Origin of the sequence: Methylobacterium sp. E-065 (assembly GCF_022829605.1) — a bacterium.
Classification (GTDB): domain Bacteria; phylum Pseudomonadota; class Alphaproteobacteria; order Rhizobiales; family Beijerinckiaceae; genus Methylobacterium.
This window is the reverse complement of the sequence record NZ_JAKSYD010000253.1, coordinates 12,937-37,414: the sequence shown is the minus strand read 5'-3', so window position 1 is coordinate 37,414 and position 24,478 is coordinate 12,937. Positions and strand designations below refer to the sequence as shown.

The window sequence follows — 24,478 nt, the reverse complement described above, 5'->3', positions numbered from 1 at the left end:
ACGCACCAAGCAGGCGCTGTGCCCGAGCCGACGCGGTTCGCCAAACCCGCGGCGGGTTCAGCGCGCCTCGATCAGCGCTGGATAGACGAGGCGGACGCGGCGGCGGCTTAACGGAATCGGCGTCTCGATGCGGCCGCGGATGCTGCCGGTCGTGCTCGGCACCGCCGATTCGGTCGGACGCAGCCGCCACCGGTCGGCAACCGGCATCGGGACGCGAGGCTTCGGCCGTTCGAGATGCGCGTCGGCGCCCTTCGACGGGACGGTCGCGAGGCCCGCCAGGGTCATCAGGCTGAGCAGCGCGAGGCGACCGAGGCGGCGACGGGGGGAGGCAGAACGGAATGACATGAGGGGGCACCGCGTGGATGCCTCCTCTCTGCGCGGATCAAATGAAAACGGGTTCGAACCGAATCGATTCCCAACCCGTTCCCAACACCTGTCTGGTGTTTCGGTAAATGCGGGCTGGTCAGGCACGGCAAACGGCCCGTTCGGAGGACATGCGCACATGACGACCAAGGTCGAGGGGACCTCCGGAACGCCCGAACGGGCGCAGATCGGCCAAGTGATCGATACCGATATTTCGGCGCGCCTCGATCGGCTGCCCTGGGGCCGATTCCACGTCCTCGTCATCGTGGCGCTTGGGATCACCTGGGTGCTCGACGGGCTCGAGGTGACGCTGGCCGGCTCCTTGGTGGGCGCCCTGCGTCAACCGCCGATGTCGTTCTCCGAATTCGACGTGGGGCTCGCCGCCTCCTGCTACCTCGTGGGCGCGGTCACGGGCGCGATCGGCTTCGGCTGGCTCACCGATCGGATCGGGCGCAAGAAGCTGTTCTTCATCACGCTCGCCCTCTACCTCATCGCCACAGCGGCGACCGGCCTGTCGTGGAATGTCTGGAGCTTCTGCATCTTCCGGTTCTTCACCGGCGCGGGGATCGGCGGCGAGTACACCGCGATCAACTCGACCATCCAGGAACTGGTCCCGGCCCGGGTCCGGGGCTGGACCAACCTCGTGATCAACGGCTCGTTCTGGATCGGCGCGGCGATCGGCTCGTTCATGTCGATCGTGCTGCTGAAGCCCGAGGTGATCGACCCGGCCTGGGGCTGGCGGGTGGCCTTCTTCACGGGGGGCGCCATTGGCCTCGTGATCCTGCTGCTGCGGACCTGGATCCCCGAGAGCCCGCGCTGGCTCGCCACGCACGGCTACGCCACGGAGGCCGACCGGGTCGTCACCGGCATCGAGAAGCGCTTCACCGACGAGGGCGTGACCCTGCCGCCGGTGGACGAGAGCAAGCGCATGAAGGTCCGCACCCGCGACCGCACCCCGCTCTCGGAAGTCTTCAAGGCGCTGTTCGTCACCAACCGGAAGGCGACCATGGTCGGCCTCGCGCTGATGATCGCGCAGGCTTTCTTCTACAACGCGCTGTTCTTCACCTATGCGCTGGTGCTGGAGCGGTTCTATCAGGTGCCGGGCAACAGCGTCGGCTGGTACCTGCTGCCCTTCGCGCTCGGCTCGTTCCTCGGCCCGCTGCTCCTCGGGCGGCTGTTCGACACGATCGGCCGGCGCCAGATGATCGCCTTCACGTACGGTATCTCGGCGGTGCTGCTCGCCGGTGTCGGCGTGCTGTTCCGCCTCGACGTGCTCGGGCCGGTCGGTCAGACCGGTGCCTGGATGGTGGTATTCTTCTTCGCCTCCGCGGCGGCGAGTTCGGCCTATCTCACCGTCTCGGAAACCTTCCCGCTGGAGATCCGGGCGCTCGCCATCGCGGCCTTCTACGCGGTTGGCACCGGCATCGGCGGCGTCTCGGGGCCGTTGCTGTTTGGCACGCTGGTCGAGACCGGCTCGCGGGACTGGGTCCTGTTCGGCTACGGGCTGGGCGCCGTGCTGATGCTGATCGCCGCCGTGGTCGGCGGGATCTGGGGCACGGCGGCAGAAGGCAAGTCGCTGGAGGAGGTATCGAGGCCGTTGGCGGCTGCGTAAGGCCGGGGGCGAAGTCCCTGGTCTCTAGTGCGGCTGGAGGCAGAGGGGGGCTGTTACGCCCCCTTCCGCCACACCTGCCCGTGGTAGACGAATGTTCCGCTCTCGTTGGCCAGAGCGGCGAGGCCCTGGAAGGCTGGGTCCTGTACGGTGATGACGCTGGTGGGGATCTTACGCATCATCCCGGTGAAGGGGGCCTTCCGCTCGAAGGCTTCGCGAAACCCGCTCTCCTGCAGCACCCGGACGATCCGGGGCGCGATGCCGCCGCCGATATAGACGCCGCTGGTGGCCAGGAAGGTCAGTGCGAGGTCGCCGCAGACGCGGCCGAGCAGCCGGCCGAACAGCTCCAGCGTCTCGGCGGCGTGGGGGTCGGATGCGTCGAGCCCCGTCTCGGTTACGGCTGCGGGCTCGATCTTCTCGTGCGGCCGACCGGTGCGGACATGCGCCACCGCCGCGTGCAGCCGGGCGAGGCCGGGGCCGGACAGGATGGCTTCCACGGTGATCCGATCCTCGACCCGCTCCAGCGCGTGCCAGACCTTCTCCTCGAACGCGTCGCCCGGACCGAAATCGGTGTGGCCGGCCTCGGTGGAGACGATCGCGAGTTGCGTCGAGTACGGCACCAGGGCCGCGGCGCCGAACCCCGTGCCCGGTCCTAGCACGACCCGCGCACCGCCGGAGATCGGTGGGCAGGGCCCGACCGGCGTGAGATCGTGCGGCGCGATGCCGGCGGCACCGGCCGCCACCGGCACGTAATCGTTGACCACCACGGCGGTGGACAAACCGAAATCCTCGGCGATGCGCTGACCGGCGATCTTCCAATGCGCGTTCGTCAGCTGAATCTCAGGCCCGTCGACCCGCCCGGCAATCGCCAGGATCGTCGAGCGCGGCGGCTTGCGATCGCCGGCCTTGGCGAGGGACGCCCGGATGGCGCTCGACGGATCGGGATGGTCCGCGGTCGCCTCGTGCGACAGGAGCCGGGGCTGTTGCCCCTGCGCCTCGATCAGGCCGAACCGGGCATTCGTGCCGCCGATGTCGCCGACCAGGACCGGAAACTCGAACATTGCAAGGGGCCTCTGCTCGCTGAACCTTCGCGTTAGAACCGTGCCCGATCGCGGTGCAATCGAGCGCGGCTCAAAGCCTTTGTCGTGACGCGCGCTCTGGCGCCGAACCGGTGTCCACTTCGGCGGAGAGCGCTCTCGTTCATTCGCCGCACATCCCCGATTGAGCAAGCCCCACCGACGACGGAATCGCCCTATCGGGTTGCCTTCGCCGTCATCCGATCCCGGCCGATCGGGCCGAGATGCGTATCGCCGAACCCGCGAGCGTATTTGAGGCCGTATCCGAGCGTCCGATCAAGCCCGATATGGGCAAGCCAGATCAGGGCCAGCCCGGCGAGGTAAGGCTGAGCGAGCACCACAGCCACGCACAGGCCGATCAGGGGCGGCGTCACCGTATGCACCGCGTTGTACGCGATGGCGCCCGGGCCGGGGCCGGCGGCGTAGCCCAGCATGCTGAGATCGGGGACGAACAGAAAGGCGGCGAACATCCACCAGGACTGCCCGAGCCAGGCATAGGCGCCGACCGAACAGGCGAGCAGGCACGCCGCCTCGATCCGCAGGATGATCCGGGGGCCGCCGCCCACGAAGCCGTCGGACATGCCGATTTTCCCCAGACGCCGCTTGGCTCAGGCAATAGTCTCAGGCCAGCGGCAGCGCCGCCGGATCGATGGTACCGCCCGCGGCCCAGTCTTGCAGCAGCGCCCGGATCGCGGCCGGATCGGGCAGGCGATGGCGCGCGACGGTCTCGCCGTCACCGACCCGGACGGCGATACCGCCATCCGCGTTGACCGACGCGAAGGCGATCTCGTCCGTCCGGTCGTCGCCAAAAAAGACCGGTACCCGACCGCGATAAGGGGATTGTTCCATGATGGCGCGGATCGCATGGGCCTTGGTGGCCTGCGCCGGGACGATCTCACCGACCGCCTTGCCGAGCTGCAGCCGATACTCCGCGCCGAGCGCTTCGGCGGCCGCCTTGACCAGCGCCTCGGCGCGCGCCGCATCACCGGCGCCCGCGAGCCGCCAATGCACCGCCACGGATGCGCCCTTGTCCTCGATCAGGACGTTCGGCAACGCGGCGCTCTCGGCTTCGAGTCGCGCGACCTGCCGGCGCAGATCCGGATGATCCTCCGCCCGGCTGCCGCTGAGGGCACCACCGAGCCTGCGCTCGACGCCGTGCAGCCCGGCGGCATCGAGGCGCGCGGGCGCCAGGAAGCCATCGATCACCGCGACCGGCCGGCCGGTCACGATCGCCAGTGCGCCCCCGAGGCGTTCGCGCAGCCGCTGCAGCGTCTCCACGAGGCCGGGCTCCACCACGACCGCATCCGGGCGCGGCGCGATCTCGGCCAGCGTGCCGTCGAAGTCGAGGAAGAGGGCGATGTCCATCGCGGGTGATCCCGGGCTTGAATGTCGGCTCTGGGCTAGCATGGGCCGGCCTCCCGACAAACGGCCACGTGAGCGCCCTATATCGCCCGCGCATGCTCTGCACGGGGATCCACATGATCAGGCTGCCGACTCATCCGACACCGGATCCGATCAAGCCGGGCGAGGAGAGCGTCTGGGATTACCCGCGCCCGCCACGGCTGGAGCCGGTGCGGCAGCGGCTGCGCGTGGTGTTGGGCGGTGCCGTGATCGCCGAGACCGAGGCTGGCTTCCGGGTGCTGGAGACGTCTCATCCGCCGACCTACTACCTGCCGCCGGGCGATATCGCCGGTGGTACGCTCGTAAGCCCACGGCGCGCCGGCATCTGCGAGTGGAAGGGCCAAGCGCGGCTGTTCGACGTACAGGGCGGCGGCAGGATGGTCCCCGGAGCCGCCTGGACCTATCCGGATCCGACCCCGGATTTCCGCGCGATCGCCGGCTACGTCGCGTTCTACGCAGAGCCGATGGATGCCTGCTTCGTCGGCGGCGATCCGGTCACGCCGCAGCCCGGCAGCTTCTACGGCGGCTGGATCACCCCTGGCATCGTCGGCCCGTTCAAGGGGCCGCCGGGGACGATGGGCTGGTGATTTTCGTCGTCCGTCCCCTTACGCTTTCCGCCTGAATCGTCGTGGAGACGCCATGAGCGCGCTGACCGAAACCGACCCGAAGGCTGCCGGCTTCGATCCCGCGGGTCTCGCCCGGATCGAGCCCTGGATGGACCGCCTCGTGGCGGAGGGACGGCTCGCCGGCCTGTCGGTCACCGTGACGCGCCGGGGGCGGCCCGCCTTCGCGCGGGCCTGCGGCCAGGCCGACCTCGTTCGCGGGACGCCGTTCACCCTCGACACGGTGGCGCGGATCTACTCGATGACCAAGCCGCTGACCTCGGTGGCGGTCATGCAGCTCTACGAGCAGGGCCTGTTCCAGCTCGACGATCCGATCGCGCGCGTCCTGCCGGAATTCTCGGAGATGCGCGTTGCGGTCGGCGGCAACCGCGCGAAGATCGAGACCGAACCGGCGCGTCGGCCGATCACCGTGCGGGATCTCCTCACCCATACGGCCGGCCTGACCTACGGCTTCATGGAGGCGACCCTGGTCGACGCGCAGTATCGCGAGCACGGGATCGACTTCCTGGCGCGGGAGGGCACGCTCGCCGAGATGACTGCCCGGGTGGCGAAGCTGCCGCTCCTCGCCCAGCCCGGCAGCGCCTGGAACTACAGCGTCGCCGCCGACGTGCTCGGCCAATACGTGGCGGTGGTCAGCGGTCGGCCCTTCGCCGACTATCTCCGCGAGTTCGTGATCAAGCCGCTCGGCATGGTCGATACCGATTTCCACGTTTCGCCCGCGCTGATGCCGCGCTTCTGCGCCACCTACGCGTACGATCGGGAACGCCGGCTGCGTCTGTTCGACGATTCCGTGGAAACGGCGTTCGCGCACCCGCCGGCCATCGCCTCGGGCGGGGGCGGTCTGGTTTCGACGAGCGCCGATTACCAGCGCTTCTGCCGGATGATCCTCAACCGCGGCACCCTCGACGGTCAGCGGCTGCTCGGCCGCAAGAGTGTCGCGCTGATGCTGGCGAACCATCTGCCGGGCGATCTCGCCGCGATGGGCACCCCGCGCTTCGCCGAGACCTCCTATACCGGGATCGGCTTCGGCCTCGGCTTCTCGGTGATGCTCGATCCGGCTCGCGCCCAGATCCTCGGCAGCGCCGGCGAGGTCGCCTGGGGCGGACTGGCCTCGACGGCGTTCTGGATCGACCCCGCCGAGGATCTGTCGGTCGTGCTCATGACGCAGCTGGTGCCGTCCTCGGCGCTGCCGATCCGGCGCGAACTGCGCGTCCTGACCTACGCGGCCCTGGCCGCGTGAGGCCGGCTCACTCCTGAGCCGGCGCCCCAGCCGCGGGCTTCGGGGCTGCAGGTTTTGCGCCCGCCTTCGCGGTCGGTTTCGCGCCGGCGGCGGAGGTCGCGTATTCCGGGTCGCTGTGCGGGCCGTTCGGACCGTTGGTCGGCCCGGGGAGCTGACCCGGCAAGAGATCGGTCACCTTGGTCCAGGTCTGCGACTTGCACAGGAAGGCGATCAGGCAGCCGCGGACCGTCAGCTCACCCGGCGCATCCGTCCAGATGGTGACGTCGTACGATTTGCCGTCCTCCGAATTATAGATCTTGCCCTCGTAATGGGCGTCGGCGTTCGGCTTCAAGCCCAGGATCAGCTGGTGGCCGAGCGAGGGCCGCGCCTGCTTCTTCGGATCTGGGTTCTTGAAGTCGATCCGCGGCTCGCCCTTGTCGTTGAGCGGAACCTTCAGCCAGACCACGTAGCCGCACAGGCGGTCCGCCGCCGTCCCGCACTTCTCCAGGCGAACGCGGGCGCGCCCGTCCTCGGTGAGATACGTGCCGCTCGGATCGGCCGGGGTCGCGGCCTGCGCAGCGCCTGCGAGCGCGGACAGCGCCAGGATCGCGAGCGGCGCAACCCGGCGACCGATCGATGAAAACCGCATTCCCGAACTCCTCTATACCGCGGGCCGCCGTCAGATCCGGACCGCTTGCGTGAGGGAAGGCTCTCCCCTCACGTCATCGCGCGCGCACCGGGCCGAACGCCGGATGGCATGCGCCTCTGACCCGCCCTGTCCCGCGCGAAGTTGTCCGCATCATGACAGGACAGCCCAAGGCTGAAGGCGCCGAGCGAGATGTCGCTTCTACGCGCGCGTCGGCGGTGTGTCGCGAGCCGGGCCGAGCGGCCGCTGCATGAGCGTGACATCGAGCCAGCGCCCGTGCTTGTACCCGACCGCCTCCAACGTGCCGACCGGCCTGAACCCGAGGCGCGCATGCAGGGCCGTTGAGGCAGTCGAGCCGCTTTCGGCGATGATCGCGACGATGGCCCGGCAATCGATGCGCTCGCATTCGGCAATGAGGGCTTCGAGCAGGGAGCGGCCAATTCCGCCGCCCCGGGCCGTCCGCGCCACGTAGATCGAATCCTCGACGGTGGACCGGTAGGCCGCGCGCTGGTGATAGGGGCCGGCATAGGCATAGCCGGCGACCGCCCCGTCCCGGACGGCGACCAGATAGGGATAACCGCCGTCGCGCAGGACGGTGAAGCGCCGGGTCATCTCGTCGAGCGTGGGCGGATCCGTCTCGAAACTGGCCGTGCTGGTGGTGACGGCGTCGCCGTAGATTGCCGTGATGCTCGGCAGATCGGCTTCAGTGGCGGGGCGTATCGCAACGGTCATACGGAATCAGCCTGGTCCGAAAGCGTACCGGCAAGGCGAAGGGTTGCACATGACATTTGCAAGACCTGCGCCGTTGGCGACGCACAGATCAATCGCACTACGCTTACACACCGCGTCGTTCGCCCCAGGGCCTTGCTGTCAAGCACCGTAGCGCGTGCCGATACCGGTCGGATGCGGCAAAGGCGGATCGCGTCCGGTTCGCAGCTCGAATGCGCTGCGAACCGGAGGACTTCGGGCTCAGCCCTGCTTGGCCTTCTTGTTGGCGTTGTGGTGGCCGATGGCGCAGCCCGCAGCGGCGCCCATCTTGCCGTGTCCGGCCACATGCCCGGCGACGCCGCCGACCACCGCGCCCTTGAGGCAGCCCTTCGCCTCGGCCGGCGCGCCAGCCAGCACGGCGCCGATGGTCAGGGCAGAAATCAGTGCGATCCGATGGGTCATCGAGGTTTCTCCTAAACGTCGATGTTGCAACGGCGCAGCGGGCAGGCCCGTTCCGTCCTCGACCGCGCGGCACGCCCCGCCCGACGGGCGTAGCGATCAGCGCGCGAGCCCTGCCACCAGCCGGACGAGATCCGCCTGCCGGGTCGCACCGGTCTTGGCGAAGATCGCCTTCAGCTGTGAGCGGGCGGTCGCCGCCGCGATGGCGAACCGGGACGCCGCCTCCGCGAGGGACTCCCCCCCGGACAGGGCCTGCGCCAGGCGCGCCTCCGCGGGTGTCAGCCGATAGGCGCCTTGAAGAATTGCCGAGGCCGGGACCGGCATCGTCCCGGCCTCGCGGCACAGGAGCAGCGTCCGGCCCCCCGCGAACAGGCCCCGGCTCGGCCCGACCAGCGGCACGACGTGGATCACAACCGGCTCCGCATCCCGGCGCGCCACCACGACGGCCGAGATCGGCGCCCGCCCGCACGGACGTGTCAGAGCCTCCAGCTGCCGCGCCGCCTCCGGATCCTCGGCGACGAGGCGTCCACAGGCGAGTTTCAGATCGCGGCCGAGCAGCGCCGTGAACGCCGCATTCCAGCACAACGCCTTCCCCTCGGAATCGAGGACCAAAGCGGCGCGCTCGATCACGTCGAAGGCCTGGTTCAGGCCGGCGAGCCGCGCCTTCTCGACCATCAGGGTCAACAGGCCCGCCCGTCGCAGAAGCGGCGACAGGGTCGCCAGCCGCTGCTGCTCATGCGCCTCATAGGGCCCCTGCGCCACCGTCCGCTGCAGCGACAGGCACCAGAGCCGACCTTTCACCTCGAACCCGACGCCCGCGAACCAGCGCAGGCCGCAGGAGCCGAGCAGATCCTGATAGTAGGGTAGCCGCGCGATCTCGTCGGGGGAGGTGAAATCCAGATCGACCGTGACGCCGCGCGTTCGCAGCGTCGGCAGGCCGCGCAGGCGATGATCCTCCCGATGCCAACCCTCATCGAAATAGCGGCGCGCGGGCTCGGCCAGCGATTGGGTGCACAGCGCGTCGAGTCCCGTCCGGTCCGTACGCAGGAGCAGCGCTCCGGCGCTGCCGGAGCTGCGCGCGGCCCGCTCGATCAGGTCGGGCCAGCGGCTCGCATCGAGGACCGCTTCCTCGAGATCCTCCTGGAATCTCGACTCCAGATCGTCCCGCAATCGGGGGACGTAATCGCGTTCCAGGCCAGACATTTGACCGGCCTCCAGGGACACTTATTCTACGAGCCCGACGCTCCAGATACAAATGTACACACTCAAAATCTGATATCCATCAAAATTTATATACTATCCCCTCGATCGCGACGTTATTACAGTATCGGATTGAACGGATACCGATATTGGGCAACGCGAAGGAAAGAAGATGCGCGGCTTTCCCCCTTGATTGCTGCCCGATCCCCGTTGGGGATTTCGATACCGGATTGGACCGGCGAATTGGCGCATCACGGGGCGGACGTCGGACGTGGCGGCGACGCAACGGCACCGTATGGCCAAGCCATCCGAAAATCCCATCACCTTCATCCGAGAGTGCGGGCGAGATCCTCACGGAATGCGTGCAAAGACGGTCACATCAATGCGCCGCCGCGCTTTCCTCCCCCTTGTGGGGAGGAGTTGGAGTTGGGGGTGGCGCAGGAGGCACCGGACGGCTCGATCCTGCACCACCCCCACCCCTGCCCCTCCCCACAAGGGGGAGGGAAAAGGGCTTGAATTTGAGCCTATTACCCGTCGGCGCGCGCCGAGCTGTTGGCGATTTCGCCAGAGGGCGCGCGGCGCGGCCCGTTCGCCGACGCTGGCCTACTCGGCGGGGTGCAGGCCGCCGACGAAGCCGTTCGTCGGAGCCTCTTCGGTGATCGGCTCCTGAATCAGCGTCCAGTACCCGAGCGCCGCCACCAGGGCGATCACTGCGCCGGTGATGAAGGCCATGGAAAAGTGGCCCGTCCCGCCCACGATGAACCCGGTCACCATCGGCGCCAGGGCGCCGCCGATGTAGCCGCCGAAATTCTGCATCGCGCCCAGCGAGGCGGTGCAGCTCGCCGGGGCGGCCACCGAGGCCATCGCCCAAGCGGCCGACGAGCTCATGTAGACGAGGAACAGCGAGGCCGAGATGCTGGCGATGGCCAGCGTGTCGCTCGGGGTCAGGGCTGCCACCACGGTGAAGAACGCCGTCGCCACCAGGGACGCGGCCATCGGGATCTTGCGGCTGCGGATCGGATCGACGCCGCGGCGCACCAGCATGTCCACGACGCGGCCGCCCAGGATGCCGCCCATGACGCCGAACGCGAACGGAATCGAGCCGATGAGCCCGGTCTTCTGCAGGGTGAAGTGGCGCTCGATCTCCAGGTAGCTCGGCAGCCACGCGGTGTAGAGCCACGTCATGTAGATGCAGCCGAAATAGCCGACGATCATGCCCCAGCTGGTGCGGAAGCCGAACAGCCGCCGCCACGCGCTCCAGGTGACGGAGCGGCTCGCGTTCGGCGCGTCGCCCTCCTCCAGGAAGGCGCGCTCGGCCGGGGTCAGGTTCGACTCGCGCGGGTTGCGGAAAACCGCATAGACGAGAGCGGCGAGCATGAGCCCCGCCCCGCCCATGATCACGAACATCGCGCGCCAGCCGAAGCTGACCATCAGGAAGGTCAACAGCGGCAGGGCCAGGAACGTGCCGAGCGAGGAGGCACAGTTCCAGATCCCCGTGGCGGTGCCGCGCTGGCGAATGTTGAACCAGTCGCGGGAGACCCGGGCGCAGGTCGGGAAATGCGGCGCCTCGCCGATGCCGAGCACGATGCGCGCGCTCACGAACTGCCAGAACGAGGTCACGGCGCCGCCCAGCATCTGGCCCAGCGACCAGCAGGTCAGGCCGAGGGTGAGCGTCAGGCGCGGGCCGAGCCGGTCCGCCAGGGCACCGGCCGGGAGTTGCGCGAAGGCGTAGGCCCACAGGAAGGACGAGAGAAGCAGGCCCATGTCGGGGATCGACAGGCCGAGATCCGCCCGGATCAGCGGATTGGCGACCGCCAGCGTCGCACGGTCGACGTAGTTGACGACCCCGGCCGTCACCAGCAGCGCGAGCGAGACGGTCTGGATGCGCTTGACGCGCGGTGAAGCGGCCAGGGCCATGGCGTTTCTCCCGAATGACGGGCCCGTTCGGGGCTCCGGGGCCGTCCGGTCATTTGCGACTCAATGACGGCCCACACGCATTCTGCATCGAACGCCGCCGGACGGAAGAGCCGTCACCCCTCGCCTCGGGGAGCCTGTCGTCGTAGACCGTCCTCCTCCGTCACCGTCCGAGACAGCTCCGCGTGCGCCTGACCCAGATCACCCATCACGACCTCGACGGCTACGGCGCCTCGACGGTGGCGGCCGCCTGCGCCACAGTTGAGCGCGTCATCCATGTGCCGCGCTACAGCGATGTCGGCCCGGTCCTGGAGGACGAGGTCAAGCGCCTCGGCCGGGCGGCCGAGGGCGAGACCCTGCTGATGACCGACCTCGGCCTGGAGGAGCAGACCATCGCGGGCCTCAAGAAGTTCGCCGCGCTGAACCGGCGCCGCGAGGAGGGTCGCAAGCACCGCCTCGTCGTCCTCGACCATCACGCCTCGTCCCTCGACCAGTTGCGCCGTCTCGGGCTGGACCCGTCCGCCGACGCGGGACGGCCGGGCCTCAACCGGGTCGACATGGAGGATCCGGAGATCGCGATTCTGATCGAGGAGGACATCTGCGCCACGCGGATGACCTTCGAGCATCGGGCCCTGTTCGCGACCCATGAGCCCCAGACCGACCTGACCAGCCTGCTCGCTGCGATCGACGCCGTCGATATCTGGCGCAAGGACAGTCCCGCCTTCCGGGGCGGTTTGGCGCTCGACGAGATGTTCTGGGAGGCGGTGTCGAGCTTCGTGCCGGTGGGGCATCCCTGGCACGACCGGTTCGTGTCCGACATCCTGCTCGCTGCGGCCGAGACCCTGCGGACGGGGGCGAGCCCGGCCGAGCTCGAACAGCGCGCCACCGCGATCCGCACCGGCGTGGTCGAGGCCCTGTTGCGCGACGCGCCGGACGACGATCCCGCACTCACCACGCGCATGCGCCTCGCCCGGGCACTCGCCCGTTCGGACGCGCTGTTCCGCCCGCTGAAGGACGGCACGCTCCTGTCCTTCGCCCTCGATTCCGGGACCTTCCAGCGGGTCTCCGACCTGATCATGGATGCCGGCCGGGCGACGCGCGTGGTCAACGTCCAGCGGATGGGCACGCTGTCGTTCCGCTCCAACAACGGCACGGCGCTCGATGGCGCCCGCCTGTTCCGCGGCGGCGGCCACCGGGACGCCGCGGGCGGCCGGCTTCAGAACGGCTCGGCTTTCTCGATGGCGGATGCCATCGCGCAGGTGGAGCCGGTGCTGAATCCGGAGAAGCCCGCGGGCGCGGATAGCCCGTTCGCGGCGCTGAAGAATTGGAAAGGCTGATGTCGGCGGCGTTGGCCGCCCATTCAGAGGAGCGCTTGCTGCTCCCGTCATGAGGGTGGGCGGAACGCCGTAGAGAAGGGACGCTTCGCAATCGGCTCACGCCGCGTGAGGCTGTTCCAACACAGCCCCGGGCGCCACCTGCTTGCTGGCGTCGAGGATCTCGACGCCGACGATGCGGCCGTCCGCATCCAGATCTACAATGAAACCGGGGCGGATTTCCTCACTCTCGACCACGCACGTCTCGGCGAGGCGAATATACAGCGCGTCAACGACGGGGTCGTACTCGGATTTCATCGCGTCTTCCTCCAGTCGCGCGTACGACCTCGATCAAGCAAAGCCGTAACGATCAAGGCTTCCGCGCCGTCCTGAAGCGGCTCATATACCACGCGCAGCACACGATCGTCGCGTTCGGGCACGCGACCGAAGGCGCGGAGACGCCCGGGGTAATCGGGATCCACTTCGACGAGTTCCGGATCCGCCAAAACCCGCTCGACCCAAAGCGGTTCGATCGCACGCAGCCGCATGCGTCCGAGCGCATGATCGCTCCAGTGTACACGAACCGTTTCCACGGCCGTCCCCCTCGCACCGCGAACGCGGTTTCTTGGCCCTCCAACATTCTCCTGTCGCGCGCCAATCCGAACGTATCCACAGCCCTCGCCGAGCGTGGCCACTGTCCGGCACAAGAGACACCATCGCCCATGCACCCCAACCGTGCGAGCCTCCGCGTCCTGATCATCCTCGCGGTTGCGCAAATCATTGGCTGGGGCAGCGTCGGCCTCACGGCGGTCGTCGCCCCCCAGGTCGTGGCCGATCTCGGAATGGATGTGCCCTCGGTCTTCGCCGGAAACGCAATTCTCTACGCCACCATGGGCGTGTCCGCGCCGATCCTCGGGCGTGCCTTCGTCCGGTACGGGGCCAGGACTGTCATGATGGCCGGACGCGCGCTGGCAGGTCCGGGCTTCGTCGGGCTGGCCCTGGCAAACGGTCCGGTCTCGTATTGTGCGGCCTGGATCGTCCTCGTCGTGGCCGGCAGCGCGACGCTGACCAACGCGGCCAACATCCTACTGAATGAGATCGCCGGGCCCGGCGCCCGGCGGGCCATCGCGGCTTTGATGCTGGCGACCGGCCTGTCGAGCAGCCTGTTCTGGCCAACCACAGCCTTCCTGACCGGTCTCGGCGGCTGGCGCGGCACCTGTTTCGTCTACGCGGCGGCGATGTGGTTTGTCTGCCTGCCCCTGTATCGGTGGGGCCTGCCACCGCGCGCGGAGCCCGCCGCCGGGATCGAGCCGCTACCGGCTGCACCCGAGCCGCAACCGCGGACAAGCACGTTCTGGCTGATCGCCTGCGGGATCACCCTGAACGCGTTCGTTACCTTCGGTCTTAGCGCCACGCTGATCGAGTTGCTCGTCGCCCCGGGGGCTTGAGCCGGCCTGATGCCGTCGGCTACGGCTCGATGCTGGGTATCGTCCAGGTCGGTGCGCGGGGCATCGACTTCCTGGGCGGCCGCCGAAGGGACGGGCTGATCAGCGGCGTGTTCGCCGGCGTTCTCGTGGTGACGGCGCTGCTTCTGCTCGCTGCAGACAGCGGGACCGCAGGCGCGGTCATGGTTTTCATCCTGATCTACGGTCTCGGCAGCGGCATTCTGGCGGTCGTACATGCGACCCTGCCGCGCGCCTTCTACGACAAGTCCGCCTATGCGCGCGCCGCCAAGCGCATCGCGCTTCCCCTGAACCTCGTGACGGCGGTCGCCCCGCCGATCCTGGCGACGGTCCTGACGACGTTCGGCTGCGAGGCCGTCCTCCTGCTGGCGGCTGGATGCGTGCTGACCGCAACGGCGACGTTCCTAGCGCTGACGCGCCGCCGCCCCGGCGGGGGCCAAGCTGGCCCTCAGAGCTTGAAGTCCTCGCCGAGATACAGCCGCCGCGCCTCGGGGTTCGCCACGATCTCCTCGGGCGTGCCCTCGGTGAGGATGCGGCCGGAATGGGCGATGTAGGCGCGGTCGATCAGGCCCAGCGTCTCGCGGACGTTGTGGTCGGTGATCAGCACGCCGATTCCGCGCTGCTTCAGGTGCTTCACCAGATCCTGGATATCGCCCACAGCGATCGGGTCGATGCCGGCGAAGGGCTCATCCAGCAGCATGAAGGTCGGCGAGGAGGCGAGCGCCCGGGCGATCTCGCAGCGCCGCCGTTCGCCACCCGAGAGCGCGATCGAGGGCGACTTGCGCAGGCGGGCGATGTCGAACTCCTCCAGCAGGGAATCGAGCTTGCGCGCCCGCTCCTTGCGGTCGGGCTCGGCCACCTCCAGCACGGCGCGGATGTTGTCCTCGACGCTCAGGCCCCGGAAGATCGAGGCCTCCTGCGGCAGGTAGCCGATGCCGAGCCGCGCCCGCTGGTACATCGGCAGATGGGTGATCGGCAGGCCGTCCAGGGTGATGTCGCCGCGATCGGCCGCCACCAGCCCGGTGATCATGTAGAAGATCGTGGTCTTGCCGGCGCCGTTCGGTCCGAGCAGCCCGACCGCCTCGCCGGTGCGGACGGTGAGCCCTGCCTCGTGCACCACGGTTCGGGCACCGTAGCTCTTGCGCAGGCCGCGCACGCAGAGGATGCCGGGGCCGCCGTCATCCACTGCGGACCGGTCCGCGGGCCCGGCGTCCTCCGGCTGGCGCGCCCGTCGACCGAACAGGCGCCCGAGCCAGCCGGCACGGGTCGCCGGCTCCTGCGGACCGGCCTGGAACGCCACGGCGCCGCTCAATCGACCTGCGCCTTCGGCTTGGGCGGCGGCTGCGCGCAGCCCTTCGCCTTGCCGTCCTTGCCGTCGGCCTTCTCGCCCGGCACGAACAGAGCCGAGACCCGACCGCCCGCGACCGGGTCCATGTTGGCCCGGCCGCTATTCATGTCGTAGACCAGCCGCTGGCCGCGGGTGACGTTCTGGCACTGGCTCAGCACGACGTTGCCGGTCAGCACGATGCGCTTGGCATCCTGATCGAACACCGCGTGGTCGCCGGTGGCGACCTGATCCTTCTGCACCACCGTCACCGGGCCGGCGCAGTCGACCTTCTGGATCCCGTTCTCCGCCGGGTTCCGCGGGGCTGCCGCCTCGGCGCCCTCGTCCTTGGGCGCACCCTTGGCGTCCTTGCCGGGCGTATCCTTCCCAGGCGTATCCTTGCCACGCTTGTACGTGACCGTCATGGTCGAGCACCGGATCGTGCTGTCGCCCTGAACGGCCACGACGTTGCCGGCGAAGACCGCCTTGTTCTCCCGGTCGAACACGTCGAGCCGATCGGCGTCGATCTTGATCGGATCCTTGCCGCTGCCGCCGATATTGCCGAACGGCGAATCCTTGCGCGCCGCCGGCTTCTCGGCCAGCGCCGGACCGCCCAGGACCAGCCCGGACGCCAGGACGGCGAAGAGAATGCGGAGCACGCTCACCGGGCATCCTCCGCCGGCCGCGCATCCGACGTCTGGATGCGCAGTGGGGCCTTGTCGGCCTGATCCTCGTTCACGATGACCACGTGGACGTTGCCGACGAACGAGATCCGCTTACCGCTCTCGACCACGTCGAGGGAATCGGCGTTGACGGTGGCGCGCGAACTCGACACGGTCACCGGCTCCTGCGACGTGATCGCGCCGGTCTTGAACGTCACGGCGGCCGAGCGCAGCCGCGCCTCCTCGCCCTTGTCTGTCCAGATCCGGATGTCGTCCTTGAGATCGAGGGCCTCGCGGGCGCTGTCGAACAGGCCGGAGGCAGCCGACAGGCGGGCGATGCCGCCCTGGTCGTCAGTGGCGATGTGGCCGCGCATATGCTGCAGTTCGATCAGGCTCGGCTTGCGCACATCCTGCAGGGCGGCGTCCGCCGTCACCTCGTAGCCGCGGGTGCCCTGGCGGAACCCCGCGAGCCGCGGATTCTCCATGCGCACCTTTGAGCCGGCGAGCGTCACGGCGCCAACCGAGACGCCGGGCAGGTGGGCCGCGAAAGGATTGAACAGGTAGGCCAGCAGCAGCGCCACCGCGCCGCCGGCGGCCACCGGGATCAGGCGGCGCATCGTGCGCACGCGGCCGCTGTGGCGGTACGCCCGGGCGTGAGCCCGGGTTCGCGCCGCCGCGACCGCCTGTCTGGTGCCGGCTTCAGCCTCGACCGGGTTCATGCAGCGTCCGTGAGGCGCGGCGGGCCGCGCGCGAAAGGGATCGGATCAGACGCCTGCGGCCCCCACCGCGCCCGCGCCAGCGACCGGGCAATGCTCCCGGCCAGTGGCGAAGTTATGGCTTGACCATTTCCGTTTGATCAACCGAACTTATCAATGTCCTCGCGGCATGTGCGTAGACACACGCCGCTAGGCCCGCGCTTTGTCCTGCCCCACCTACGCGGTGTGCGCTGCCGCGAGCGCCGCCGCCACCGTGCGCGCGAAGCCCGCCGGATCGCGCGGGCTGTCGCCATCCTGGATGCGGGCGAGGTCGAGCAGCGTGCCGGCCGCCTGCGGCACCTCCGATTCGGGCGCGGCAGCGAGCGCACGAATCAGCGGGTGACGCGGATTGATCTCCAGCACCGGTTGACCTGCGCCGGCGCGTCCCGCCCGGCGCATCAGGCGCTGCATCTGCAGATCGGGCCCACCGCTGCCGGCCGAGAGCACCACCGCCGAATCGACCAGCCGGTCGGTGGTGCGGACGTCCGAGACCTCGGTGCCGAGCGCCGTCTTCACGGCCGCCACGAAGGTATCGATGCCCTCGGGCGCCTCTGGCTGCTCACCTTCGAGCGCGAACTTCGACAGGTCGAGCCCACCCTTGGTGATCGAGCGGAGCGGCTTCTCGTCGAACGTACCGAGCTGGTCCGGCCAGAAGGCATCGACGTGATCCGAGAGGAGCAGCACCTCGAGGCCGCGGGCCTTGAAGCCCTCAAGCTGGGGCGACGATTTCAGCGCCTCGGCATCGTCGGCGACGAGGTAGTAGATCGCCTCCTGCCCGTCCTTCATCCGGGACACGTAGTCGGCCAGCGAGGTCCAGCCCTCCACCGCCGAGGAGCGGAAGCGCAGCAGCGGGGCGATCTCGCCTCGGCGCTCGAAGTCCTCGTAGATGCCCTCCTTCAGGACGGGGCCGAAATTCTCCCAGAACGGCTGGTAGCCCTCGGCATCCTTGGCCCGGTTGGTGAGTTCCGACACGACGCGGCCGGTCACCGCCCGCCGGATCCGGGCCAGCGCCGGGGTCGATTGGAGCATCTCGCGCGAGACGTTGAGCGGCAGGTCCTCGGTATCGACCACGCCCTGGACGAAGCGCAGCCACGGCGGCAGCAATTCGGCCTCGTCGGTGATGAACATCCGCCGCACATGCAGGCGGACCTTGCTCTGCCGCTCGTTCTCGAGCGCCTGGAACGGTTTGGAACCCGGGATGAACAGCAGCGCGGAGAAGTCGAGCTGCCCCTCGGCGCGCCAGTGCAGCGTCGCCCAGGGCTTGTCGAAGTTCATGCCCAGCGAGCGGTAGAACTCCTCGTACTGCTCCTCGGTCACCTCGGACTTGGCCTTGCGCCAGAGGGCGGTGCCCTGGTTGGCCGATTCTTCCTTGCCGTCGCGCACGATCGCGATCGGCACGGTGATGAAGTCGGCCCATTTCCGCACGAGGTGGTCGAGCCGGTAGGGCTCCAGATACTCGTCGGCATCCGCCTTGAGGTGCAGGACGATATCGCTGCCGGGTTCAGAGCGCGTGGCCGGCTCCAGCGTGTAATTGCCCTGCCCTTCCGAGGCCCAGGTCCAGGCCTCGTCGCTGCCGGCGCGGCGCGACGTGACCGTGACCCGGTCGGCCACCATGAAGGCCGAGTAGAAGCCGACGCCGAACTGGCCGATCAGGCTCGGCCGGTCCTCGGCCTTGGCTGCTTCGAGCGTCTGCGAGAAGGCTCGCGTGCCGGAGCGCGCGATGGTGCCGAGGTTGGCGGCGAGATCCTCCTTGGTCATGCCGATGCCGGCATCCGAGACCGTCAAGGTCCGCGCCTCCTTGTCGGGCGCGATCCGGACCTTTGCGTCCGGCGGCAGGGCGCTTGCCGCCGAGGTCAGGGCCTCGAACCGCCGCCGGTCCATGGCGTCGGCGGCGTTGGCCACGAGTTCGCGCAGGAAGATCTCGCGGTCGGAGTAGAGCGCGTGCACGACGAGGTCGAGGAGGCGTCCCACCTCCGCCCCGAATTCATGCCGCTCGATCGTCTCGCTCACGGGTGATGCCTCCGCTGTAGGGAAAATGCGCGGTGGCGATATGCTTGCGAACGCGGCCGTTTTCAATGTGAAAGACGGTCGGCTTCGGCCTTCGACGCGCCGCGTCCGATCAGATCTCGATCTCGGTCCCCACCTCCACGATCTGCCGAGTCGGCAATCCGAAATGGGCACCGGTGCGCTCGGCGTTGCGCTTCATGAACGCGAACAGGCCCTCCCGCCACGGCGCCATGCCGGGATGAGTCGGCGACGGGATCACCACCTCGTGGCCGACGAAGTAGGTCATGTCCTCCAGATATTCCGGCGGCAGCAAGCCACTCGCCACGGCGCAGTGCAGCCCCTCCGGGATCGAGGCGGTCTGCATGAAGCCGTAGCGCAGGACCACGCGCTCCATGCCGGGCGTGTATTTCGAGATCGCCTTGCGGATCCCCTGCGCCACCAGGGTCACCTGCGCCCGCTCGCTCGCGGGAATGACCGGCTCCTCCTCGTAGATCACGGTGATCAGCAGGATCCGCTCGTGCAGGCACCGGCTGCGCTCGATCAGCCGGCCGAGCGCCATCGGGATGCCCTCGGTGGCGGCGGTGAGGAAGGCGGCGGTCCCGGGCAGCGTCACCGGCGGGTGCGAGCCGAGGCGGGACAGGAACGTCGCCTCCGACATGCGCATGGTCTGCCGGACATTTTCGAGGACGTGGTTGCCCTTCATCCACGTCAGCATCAGGAAAGCGACCGCCCCGGCGAGCAGCAACGGAAACCAGCCACCCTCGAACAGCTTCACGCTGTTGGCCGCGAAGAAGACGAGGTCGATGGCGAGGAAGAAGCCGTTCACCGCGAAGACCAGAATGGGATTGTAGCCCCAGCGCAGCGCGATCAAGGCCGCGAGCAGCGTGGTGATGCCCATCAGCGCCGAGACCGCGATGCCGTAGGCCCCGGCCAGCGCGTCCGATGAGCCGAACACCACGACCGCGGTGAGCGTCGCGATGGCGAGCAGCCAGTTCACCGCCGGCACGTAGATCTGGCCACGCTCGTCCTGATCGGTGTGGACCACCCGCATCATCGGCATGAAGCCGAGCTGGATCGATTGCTGGGTCAGCGAATAGACGCCCGAGATCACGGCCTGCGAGGCGATGACCGTCGCCATGGTGGCAAGCGCGACCAACGGATAATGCGCCCAATCCGGCGCCAACAAGTAGAATGGGTTCTCGATCGCACCCGGGTCCGCGATGAGCAGGGCGCCCTGCCCGCAATAGTGGATCAGCAGGGCGGGCAGGACGAGCGCGAACCACGCGATGCGGATCGCCGGGGCGCCGAAATGGCCGAGATCGGCATACATCGCCTCGCCGCCCGTCACCGCCAGGAACGCCGCGCCGAGCATCAGGAAGCTGACGTGCCAGCCCGCGTGGATCAGGAAGTCGACGGCCCGCCAGGGATTGGCCGCCGCGAGGATCTGAGGTGCGTGCAGGATGCTCGGAATCGCGAGCAGCACCAGCACCACGAACCAGACCAGCATGACCGGCCCGAACACCCGGCCGATGGCGGCCACGCCCTTGTGCTGGACCATGAACAGCCCAACCAGAATCACGAGCGTGATCGGCACCACGTAGGGCCCGAGCGACGGCGCATCGACCTTCAAGCCCTCGACGGCCGAGAGCACCGAGATCGCCGGCGTGATCGCCCCGTCACCGTAGAGCAGCGCCGCCCCGACCAGCCCGACCACGAGGAGCAACGCCTTCCACGAGCCCGGCCGCGCTTGGCGTGCGCCGAGCAGCGCCAGCATGGCGACGATGCCACCCTCGCCCCGGTTGTCGGCCCGCAGGATCAGCACCGCGTATTTCAGCGAGACGATCAGGATCAGCGACCACAGGATCAGCGACACCGCGCCGGTGGCCGCCGCCGGCACCGAGGCGCCGCCGCTTGTGGCGGCCTTCACGGCCTCCTTGAACGCGTAGAGCGGGCTCGTGCCGATATCGCCGTAGACGACGCCGAGGGCGCCGAGCATCAGTGCCGTGCCGGGGCCGTGCCGGACCGCGCCGGGCTTGCGCGGCACGCGCGCGGCCGGCAGATCGACCGCTGGGGCTGCCGCAGGGTTCAAGGCTTGGCTCACGGGCGGGTCCCGGCGATGGCGTCGCTATTGGCGAAACCATAGCGCGTCGGCTCTGCGGCGATAGACTCCGATCAACTGAGAGGCGATCGGAGCCAAAACTTGTCACCCGAACGTGATGACAGTGGCGTGTCCGCCCGACGAGGCCCAGGAGAACAGCGGCTCAGGCCGCGTCCAGGCCCAGATCGATGATCGCCGCCGAGTGGGTGATCCAGCCGCACGAGATCAAGTCGACACCGGAGGCCGCCACCGCTCCAACGGTGTCGCGCGTGATCCGGCCCGAGGCCTCGGAGAGCGCCCGCCCGTCGATCATCGCCACCGCGCGGGCGAGCTGATCGGGGCTCATGTTGTCGAGGAGCACCGCGTCGATACCGACCGAGAGCGCTTCCGCCAGCTGCTCCAGGCTGTCGACCTCGCACTCGATCTTCACGAGGTGGCCGGCCCGGGAGCGGGCGCGCTGGATCGCCGGGACGATACCGCCCGCCACCGCCACGTGGTTGTCCTTAATGAGCACCGCGTCGTCGAGGCCGAATCGGTGGTTGGAGCCGCCGCCGGCGCGCACCGCGTGCTTCTCCAGGGCGCGCAGGCCCGGCGTGGTCTTGCGCGTGCAGACGATAGAGGCCTTGCCGTGTGGGCGCGCCGCCTCAACGAGACCGTGGGTGGCCGTGGCCACACCCGACATCCGACAGAGCAGGTTGAGGGCGACGCGTTCGGCCGTCAGGATCGCCCGGGCCGGACCTTCGAGGCGCAGCACCACGTCGCCGGGCACCACGCGAGCGCCATCGCCGCGCTCGACCGTGACGATCACGGCCGGATCCACCAGCGCGAACGCGATGGCGGCGGCGTCGGTGCCCGAAATGACGCCGTCCTGCCGCGACGCGATCACCCCGCGCATCCGCTCGCCCGGGGGCACGATGGCATCGGTGGTGATGTCGCCCGCGCGGCCCAGATCCTCGAGGAGGGCGGCGCGAACCACCGGCTCCACGAGGAGGCGCGGCAGGGGCAAGATCTCATCGGAGAGGACCGACTGAATCATGACGTCAGTGCCTCCTCGGCGGACGGGATCGTGCGGGGCGCGGCGGTCAACTCGGCCAGCGTGGTCTCGGTGTGGGCAGCCGGGGCGAGGTGGGGGAAATCGCCGCGCCAATGGGCGCCGCGGCTCTCCTGGCGCGCCAGCGCGCCGCGGGCGATGAGCAGCGCCACCAGGGCGGCGTCGCAGCCTTCCGCCGTCGGCTCGAGGATGGCGACGGCCTCGGCGAGCCCGGCGGCATCGCGCACGACCCCGACCTTGCTCTCCATCAGCCCCCGCAGTGCCGGCAGGTCGCTGACAGTCCGCAGGGTCACGGCCTCGGGCACGATGGCAGCGGGGGGTGGCGCGTCGAGTCCATCGGCGATGAAGCGTGCGTAGGCCAAGCCCTCCAGCAGGGAATTGCTGGCGAGCCGGTTGGCGCCGTGCAGCCCCGTCGAGGACACCTCGCCACAGGCATAGAGGCCCGGAACCGAGGTGGCACCATAGGCATCCACCTTCACGCCGCCCATGTGGTAGTGCGCGGCCGGGCGGACCGGAATGGGCTGGACGGCCGGGTCGATGCCGGCGGCGGCGCAGAGGCCTGCCACGGTCGGGAAGCGTGTCGGCATCGAAGCGCCGAGCGCCCCACGGGCATCGAGATAGACCGTGCGGCCCCGTTGCAGCGCCTGGAAGATGCCGCGCGCGACCACGTCACGAGGCGCGAGATCGCCACCCGCGATACCGGCCATCACGGGAGCGCCCGCCTCGTCGATCAACCGGGCACCCTCCCCGCGCAGGGCCTCGGTGGCGAGCGGCATCGGATCGGCGCCGGCCGCGATGGCGGTGGGGTGGAACTGCACGAACTCCATGTCGCGCATCACCGCGCCGGCGCGGGCGGCGAGCGCCAGACCGCGGCCGACGGCACCCGTCGGATTCGTCGTCGCCGCGTAGAGCGCGCCGACTCCACCGGTGGCAAGCACCACCGCGCGGGCCGGGATGCGGAACAGGGCGCCGTCGCGCTCGGCGACGATACCGGCCACGGACCCGTTCGTATCCCGCAACAGGTCGCAGGCACGCGCCTCGATGACCTCCACGGACGGCGCGGACAACACGGCCCGCACCAACCCTTCGAGCACGCGGGCGCCGGTGGCGTCGCCGCCGGAGCGGACGATGCGACGACGGCCATGCGCCGCCTCCAGCCCGAGGGCGAGCGCGGCATCCCCGGTCCGGTCGAACGGAACGCCGAGGCGTACCAGCCACTCGATCAGCGCCGGCCCTTCCTGCGCGACCCGGAGCGCGACCTCGGGCTCGGTGAGCCCGGCGCCTGCAGCTTCCGTGTCGGCGGCGTGGAGCGCCGCCGCGTCGTCGGCGCCGACTGCGGCGGCGATGCCGCCCTGGGCCCAGCCGGTGGCCGTGCCGAAGCCGAGCGCCAAGGCGGTGATCAGCGTCACCGGGCGGGGCGCGAGGCGTAGCGCGACGCTGAGGCCCGCGACGCCGCCGCCGACCACGATCACGCGGTCGCCATTGTTGGGGGAGATGGCGTTCATCGCGTGCGCACCTCGAGCATGCGCTCGACTGCGGCCCGGGCACGGTCGGCCAAAGCCGGATCGACCGTGACCTCGTGGGTCATCGTCTCGAGCGCGCGGCGGATGTTCGACAGGCTCATCCGCTTCATGTGCGGGCACATGTTGCAGGGCTTGATGAACTCGATATCGGGGTTCGCCGCCGCGATGTTGTCGGCCATCGAGCACTCGGTCACAAGAACCACCTGGCTCGGGCGCTTCTGCAACACGAAGTCCATCATCATCGCGGTCGAGCCGGAGAAATCGGACTCGGCCACCACATCAGGCGGGCATTCGGGGTGGGCGATGACGGTGACGCCGGGATAGCTGTCGCGAACGTCGCGGATATCGGCCGGGGTGAAGCGCTCGTGCACCTCGCAGTGACCGGCCCAGGTCAGGATCTCGACCTCCGGCACCTCGGCCTGGACGTTCTGCGCCAGGAACTCGTCCGGGATCATCAGAACCCGGGGAGCGTTCAGCGACCGCACAACTGCGACAGCGTTGCCGGAGGTGCAGCACAGGTCCGATTCGGCCTTCACGGCCGCCGACGTGTTCACGTAGGTCACGATCGGAACGCCCGGGTACTTGGCGCGCAGGCCACGCACGTCGGCGGCGGTGATCGAATCGGCCAGCGAGCAGCCCGCGCCCATGTCGGGGATCAGAACGGTCTTGCTCGGGTTCAGGAGCTTGGCGGTCTCGGCCATGAAGTGGACGCCCGCCAGGACGATCACGTCGGCATCGACGGTCACGGCCTCACGGGCGAGCGCGAGGCTGTCGCCCACGATGTCGGCCACCGTGTGGAAGATCTCCGGCGCTTGGTAGTTGTGCGCCAGAATCACGGCGTTGCGCTCCCGCTTCAGGCGCAGGATCGCCTCGATGTCCGGGGCGAGCGCCGGCCACTCGATCGCCGGGACGTGCCGGCTGACGCGCGCGTAGAGGTCGGGCAGCGGCAGGCCCTGGATGGGCGTGCGCGAGACGGGTGCAACGGTCGCCGCCATGGCGTCCTCCATTATGCTCAGTTTGAGCATTGTGCCGCCTAACTTATGGGGGCGGAGGACGCCTGTCTA

25 protein-coding genes are annotated in these 24,478 nt (G+C 69.2%); 6 read left to right on the top strand and 19 right to left on the bottom strand.

Features of this window, described 5'->3' with window-relative positions; translation table 11 throughout:
* Positions 1–57: 57 nt before the first annotated feature.
* Positions 58–345: a hypothetical protein gene (locus tag MKK84_RS28800; RefSeq protein WP_243925526.1), complete on the bottom strand. Its 288-nt coding sequence runs from the start codon at positions 343–345 to the stop codon at positions 58–60.
* Positions 346–502: 157 nt separating this feature from the next.
* Here MKK84_RS28800 and MKK84_RS28795 point away from each other — a divergent pair, with 157 nt between their 5' ends.
* On the top strand, positions 503–1,975 hold the full coding sequence (locus tag MKK84_RS28795; protein ID WP_243925523.1) for an MFS transporter: 1,473 nt from the start codon (positions 503–505) through the stop codon (positions 1,973–1,975).
* Positions 1,976–2,028: 53 nt separating this feature from the next.
* Here MKK84_RS28795 and MKK84_RS28790 read toward each other — a convergent pair whose 3' ends face one another.
* The 3 genes from MKK84_RS28790 to otsB all read right to left on the bottom strand — a co-directional run bounded on the left by MKK84_RS28790 (position 2,029) and on the right by otsB (position 4,413).
* Positions 2,029–3,033: a glucokinase gene (locus tag MKK84_RS28790; protein WP_243925521.1), complete on the bottom strand. Its 1,005-nt coding sequence runs from the start codon at positions 3,031–3,033 to the stop codon at positions 2,029–2,031.
* Positions 3,034–3,224: 191 nt separating this feature from the next.
* Positions 3,225–3,629 (bottom strand): DUF4260 domain-containing protein, encoded by a 405-nt coding sequence (locus MKK84_RS28785; protein ID WP_243925519.1) that lies wholly within the window; start codon positions 3,627–3,629, stop codon positions 3,225–3,227.
* Positions 3,630–3,669: 40 nt separating this feature from the next.
* Entirely contained in the window at positions 3,670–4,413 is a 744-nt protein-coding gene (gene otsB, locus MKK84_RS28780) for a trehalose-phosphatase (RefSeq protein WP_243925518.1), read from the bottom strand.
* 113 nt (positions 4,414–4,526) lie between these two features.
* Between otsB and MKK84_RS28775 the strand changes: the two genes are divergently transcribed.
* Together MKK84_RS28775 and MKK84_RS28770 are read left to right on the top strand one after the other, a co-directional pair.
* Positions 4,527–5,036: a DUF427 domain-containing protein gene (locus MKK84_RS28775; protein ID WP_243925516.1), complete on the top strand. Its 510-nt coding sequence runs from the start codon at positions 4,527–4,529 to the stop codon at positions 5,034–5,036.
* Positions 5,037–5,088: 52 nt separating this feature from the next.
* Positions 5,089–6,312 carry a serine hydrolase domain-containing protein gene (locus MKK84_RS28770; RefSeq protein ID WP_243925514.1) on the top strand — a complete coding sequence of 408 codons (1,224 nt, stop codon included), beginning with the start codon at positions 5,089–5,091 and terminating at the stop codon, positions 6,310–6,312.
* Between the two features lie 7 nt (positions 6,313–6,319).
* Here the strand turns inward: MKK84_RS28770 and MKK84_RS28765 are convergent, their stop codons facing one another.
* From MKK84_RS28765 to MKK84_RS28745, 5 genes are all read right to left on the bottom strand, one after another.
* Positions 6,320–6,940, bottom strand: coding sequence for a DUF2147 domain-containing protein (locus tag MKK84_RS28765; RefSeq protein ID WP_243925512.1), 621 nt, complete (start codon positions 6,938–6,940; stop codon positions 6,320–6,322).
* A 198-nt stretch (positions 6,941–7,138) separates the two neighbouring features.
* Positions 7,139–7,669 carry a GNAT family N-acetyltransferase gene (locus MKK84_RS28760; protein WP_243925510.1) on the bottom strand — a complete coding sequence of 177 codons (531 nt, stop codon included), beginning with the start codon at positions 7,667–7,669 and terminating at the stop codon, positions 7,139–7,141.
* Positions 7,670–7,906: 237 nt separating this feature from the next.
* Positions 7,907–8,107, bottom strand: coding sequence for a hypothetical protein (locus MKK84_RS28755; RefSeq protein WP_243925508.1), 201 nt, complete (start codon positions 8,105–8,107; stop codon positions 7,907–7,909).
* 96 nt (positions 8,108–8,203) lie between these two features.
* The gene (locus MKK84_RS28750) at positions 8,204–9,307 is read right to left on the bottom strand and encodes a helix-turn-helix transcriptional regulator (RefSeq protein WP_243925507.1); all 1,104 of its coding nucleotides are present in this window, start codon (positions 9,305–9,307) and stop codon (positions 8,204–8,206) included.
* A 600-nt stretch (positions 9,308–9,907) separates the two neighbouring features.
* Positions 9,908–11,221, bottom strand: coding sequence for an MFS transporter (locus MKK84_RS28745; protein WP_243925505.1), 1,314 nt, complete (start codon positions 11,219–11,221; stop codon positions 9,908–9,910).
* Between the two features lie 182 nt (positions 11,222–11,403).
* On the opposite strand from MKK84_RS28745, the gene MKK84_RS28740 reads away from it, so the two are divergent.
* Positions 11,404–12,555 carry a dimethylmenaquinone methyltransferase gene (locus tag MKK84_RS28740; RefSeq protein WP_243925503.1) on the top strand — a complete coding sequence of 384 codons (1,152 nt, stop codon included), beginning with the start codon at positions 11,404–11,406 and terminating at the stop codon, positions 12,553–12,555.
* A gap of 96 nt (positions 12,556–12,651) precedes the next feature.
* Here MKK84_RS28740 and MKK84_RS28735 read toward each other — a convergent pair whose 3' ends face one another.
* Both MKK84_RS28735 and MKK84_RS28730 read right to left on the bottom strand, forming a co-directional pair.
* Complete coding sequence (locus MKK84_RS28735; RefSeq protein WP_243925502.1) at positions 12,652–12,849, bottom strand: DUF2283 domain-containing protein; 198 nt, start codon at positions 12,847–12,849, stop codon at positions 12,652–12,654.
* Positions 12,846–13,124, bottom strand: a complete 279-nt coding sequence (locus MKK84_RS28730) for a DUF4258 domain-containing protein (RefSeq protein ID WP_243925500.1) — start codon at positions 13,122–13,124, stop codon at positions 12,846–12,848. Before MKK84_RS28730 ends, MKK84_RS28735 begins: the two co-directional genes overlap by 4 nt.
* Positions 13,125–13,253: 129 nt before the next feature.
* Between MKK84_RS28730 and MKK84_RS28725 the strand changes: the two genes are divergently transcribed.
* Together MKK84_RS28725 and MKK84_RS28720 are read left to right on the top strand one after the other, a co-directional pair.
* Positions 13,254–13,979: an MFS transporter gene (locus MKK84_RS28725; RefSeq protein ID WP_243925498.1), complete on the top strand. Its 726-nt coding sequence runs from the start codon at positions 13,254–13,256 to the stop codon at positions 13,977–13,979.
* Complete coding sequence (locus MKK84_RS28720) at positions 13,976–14,548, top strand: hypothetical protein (protein ID WP_243925496.1); 573 nt, start codon at positions 13,976–13,978, stop codon at positions 14,546–14,548. The genes MKK84_RS28725 and MKK84_RS28720 overlap by 4 nt, the downstream gene beginning before the upstream one ends.
* Here MKK84_RS28720 and lptB read toward each other — a convergent pair.
* The 8 genes from lptB to nadA form a co-directional block, all read right to left on the bottom strand.
* Positions 14,443–15,294, bottom strand: coding sequence for an LPS export ABC transporter ATP-binding protein (gene lptB, locus MKK84_RS28715; protein ID WP_243925494.1), 852 nt, complete (start codon positions 15,292–15,294; stop codon positions 14,443–14,445). The two genes, MKK84_RS28720 and lptB, sit on opposite strands and share 106 nt — an antisense overlap.
* An 8-nt stretch (positions 15,295–15,302) precedes the next feature.
* Positions 15,303–15,977: an LptA/OstA family protein gene (locus MKK84_RS28710; RefSeq protein WP_409566556.1), complete on the bottom strand. Its 675-nt coding sequence runs from the start codon at positions 15,975–15,977 to the stop codon at positions 15,303–15,305.
* A gap of 2 nt (positions 15,978–15,979) precedes the next feature.
* Complete coding sequence (gene lptC / locus MKK84_RS28705; RefSeq protein WP_243925490.1) at positions 15,980–16,699, bottom strand: LPS export ABC transporter periplasmic protein LptC; 720 nt, start codon at positions 16,697–16,699, stop codon at positions 15,980–15,982.
* Between the two features lie 213 nt (positions 16,700–16,912).
* On the bottom strand, positions 16,913–18,745 hold the full coding sequence (gene htpG / locus MKK84_RS28700; RefSeq protein ID WP_243925488.1) for a molecular chaperone HtpG: 1,833 nt from the start codon (positions 18,743–18,745) through the stop codon (positions 16,913–16,915).
* A gap of 109 nt (positions 18,746–18,854) precedes the next feature.
* On the bottom strand, positions 18,855–20,843 hold the full coding sequence (locus tag MKK84_RS28695) for a potassium transporter Kup (protein ID WP_409566555.1): 1,989 nt from the start codon (positions 20,841–20,843) through the stop codon (positions 18,855–18,857).
* Positions 20,844–21,003: 160 nt separating this feature from the next.
* The gene (gene nadC, locus MKK84_RS28690) at positions 21,004–21,876 is read right to left on the bottom strand and encodes a carboxylating nicotinate-nucleotide diphosphorylase (protein ID WP_243925486.1); all 873 of its coding nucleotides are present in this window, start codon (positions 21,874–21,876) and stop codon (positions 21,004–21,006) included.
* Entirely contained in the window at positions 21,873–23,396 is a 1,524-nt protein-coding gene (locus MKK84_RS28685; RefSeq protein ID WP_243925484.1) for an L-aspartate oxidase, read from the bottom strand. Before MKK84_RS28685 ends, nadC begins: the two co-directional genes overlap by 4 nt.
* Entirely contained in the window at positions 23,393–24,409 is a 1,017-nt protein-coding gene (gene nadA, locus MKK84_RS28680) for a quinolinate synthase NadA (protein WP_243925483.1), read from the bottom strand. The genes MKK84_RS28685 and nadA overlap by 4 nt, the downstream gene beginning before the upstream one ends.
* Positions 24,410–24,478: the final 69 nt, after the last annotated feature.

Bases quoted from the DNA above. Each gene is read 5' to 3' on its own strand.
- MKK84_RS28760 (WP_243925510.1), bottom strand. From the start codon at position 7,669: ATGACCGTTGCGATACGCCCCGCCACTGAAGCCGATCTGCCGAGCATC.
- MKK84_RS28785 (WP_243925519.1), bottom strand. From the start codon at position 3,629: ATGTCCGACGGCTTCGTGGGCGGCGGCCCCCGGATCATCCTGCGGATC.
- otsB (WP_243925518.1), bottom strand. From the start codon at position 4,413: ATGGACATCGCCCTCTTCCTCGACTTCGACGGCACGCTGGCCGAGATC.
- MKK84_RS28750 (WP_243925507.1), bottom strand. From the start codon at position 9,307: ATGTCTGGCCTGGAACGCGATTACGTCCCCCGATTGCGGGACGATCTG.
- MKK84_RS28755 (WP_243925508.1), bottom strand. From the start codon at position 8,107: ATGACCCATCGGATCGCACTGATTTCTGCCCTGACCATCGGCGCCGTG.
- nadA (WP_243925483.1), bottom strand. From the start codon at position 24,409: ATGGCGGCGACCGTTGCACCCGTCTCGCGCACGCCCATCCAGGGCCTG.
- MKK84_RS28790 (WP_243925521.1), bottom strand. From the start codon at position 3,033: ATGTTCGAGTTTCCGGTCCTGGTCGGCGACATCGGCGGCACGAATGCC.
- nadC (WP_243925486.1), bottom strand. From the start codon at position 21,876: ATGATTCAGTCGGTCCTCTCCGATGAGATCTTGCCCCTGCCGCGCCTC.
- MKK84_RS28800 (WP_243925526.1), bottom strand. From the start codon at position 345: ATGTCATTCCGTTCTGCCTCCCCCCGTCGCCGCCTCGGTCGCCTCGCG.
- MKK84_RS28745 (WP_243925505.1), bottom strand. From the start codon at position 11,221: ATGGCCCTGGCCGCTTCACCGCGCGTCAAGCGCATCCAGACCGTCTCG.
- MKK84_RS28765 (WP_243925512.1), bottom strand. From the start codon at position 6,940: ATGCGGTTTTCATCGATCGGTCGCCGGGTTGCGCCGCTCGCGATCCTG.
- lptC (WP_243925490.1), bottom strand. From the start codon at position 16,699: ATGAACCCGGTCGAGGCTGAAGCCGGCACCAGACAGGCGGTCGCGGCG.
- MKK84_RS28685 (WP_243925484.1), bottom strand. From the start codon at position 23,396: ATGAACGCCATCTCCCCCAACAATGGCGACCGCGTGATCGTGGTCGGC.
- MKK84_RS28735 (WP_243925502.1), bottom strand. From the start codon at position 12,849: ATGAAATCCGAGTACGACCCCGTCGTTGACGCGCTGTATATTCGCCTC.
- MKK84_RS28795 (WP_243925523.1), top strand. From the start codon at position 503: ATGACGACCAAGGTCGAGGGGACCTCCGGAACGCCCGAACGGGCGCAG.
- MKK84_RS28725 (WP_243925498.1), top strand. From the start codon at position 13,254: ATGCACCCCAACCGTGCGAGCCTCCGCGTCCTGATCATCCTCGCGGTT.
- MKK84_RS28775 (WP_243925516.1), top strand. From the start codon at position 4,527: ATGATCAGGCTGCCGACTCATCCGACACCGGATCCGATCAAGCCGGGC.
- MKK84_RS28770 (WP_243925514.1), top strand. From the start codon at position 5,089: ATGAGCGCGCTGACCGAAACCGACCCGAAGGCTGCCGGCTTCGATCCC.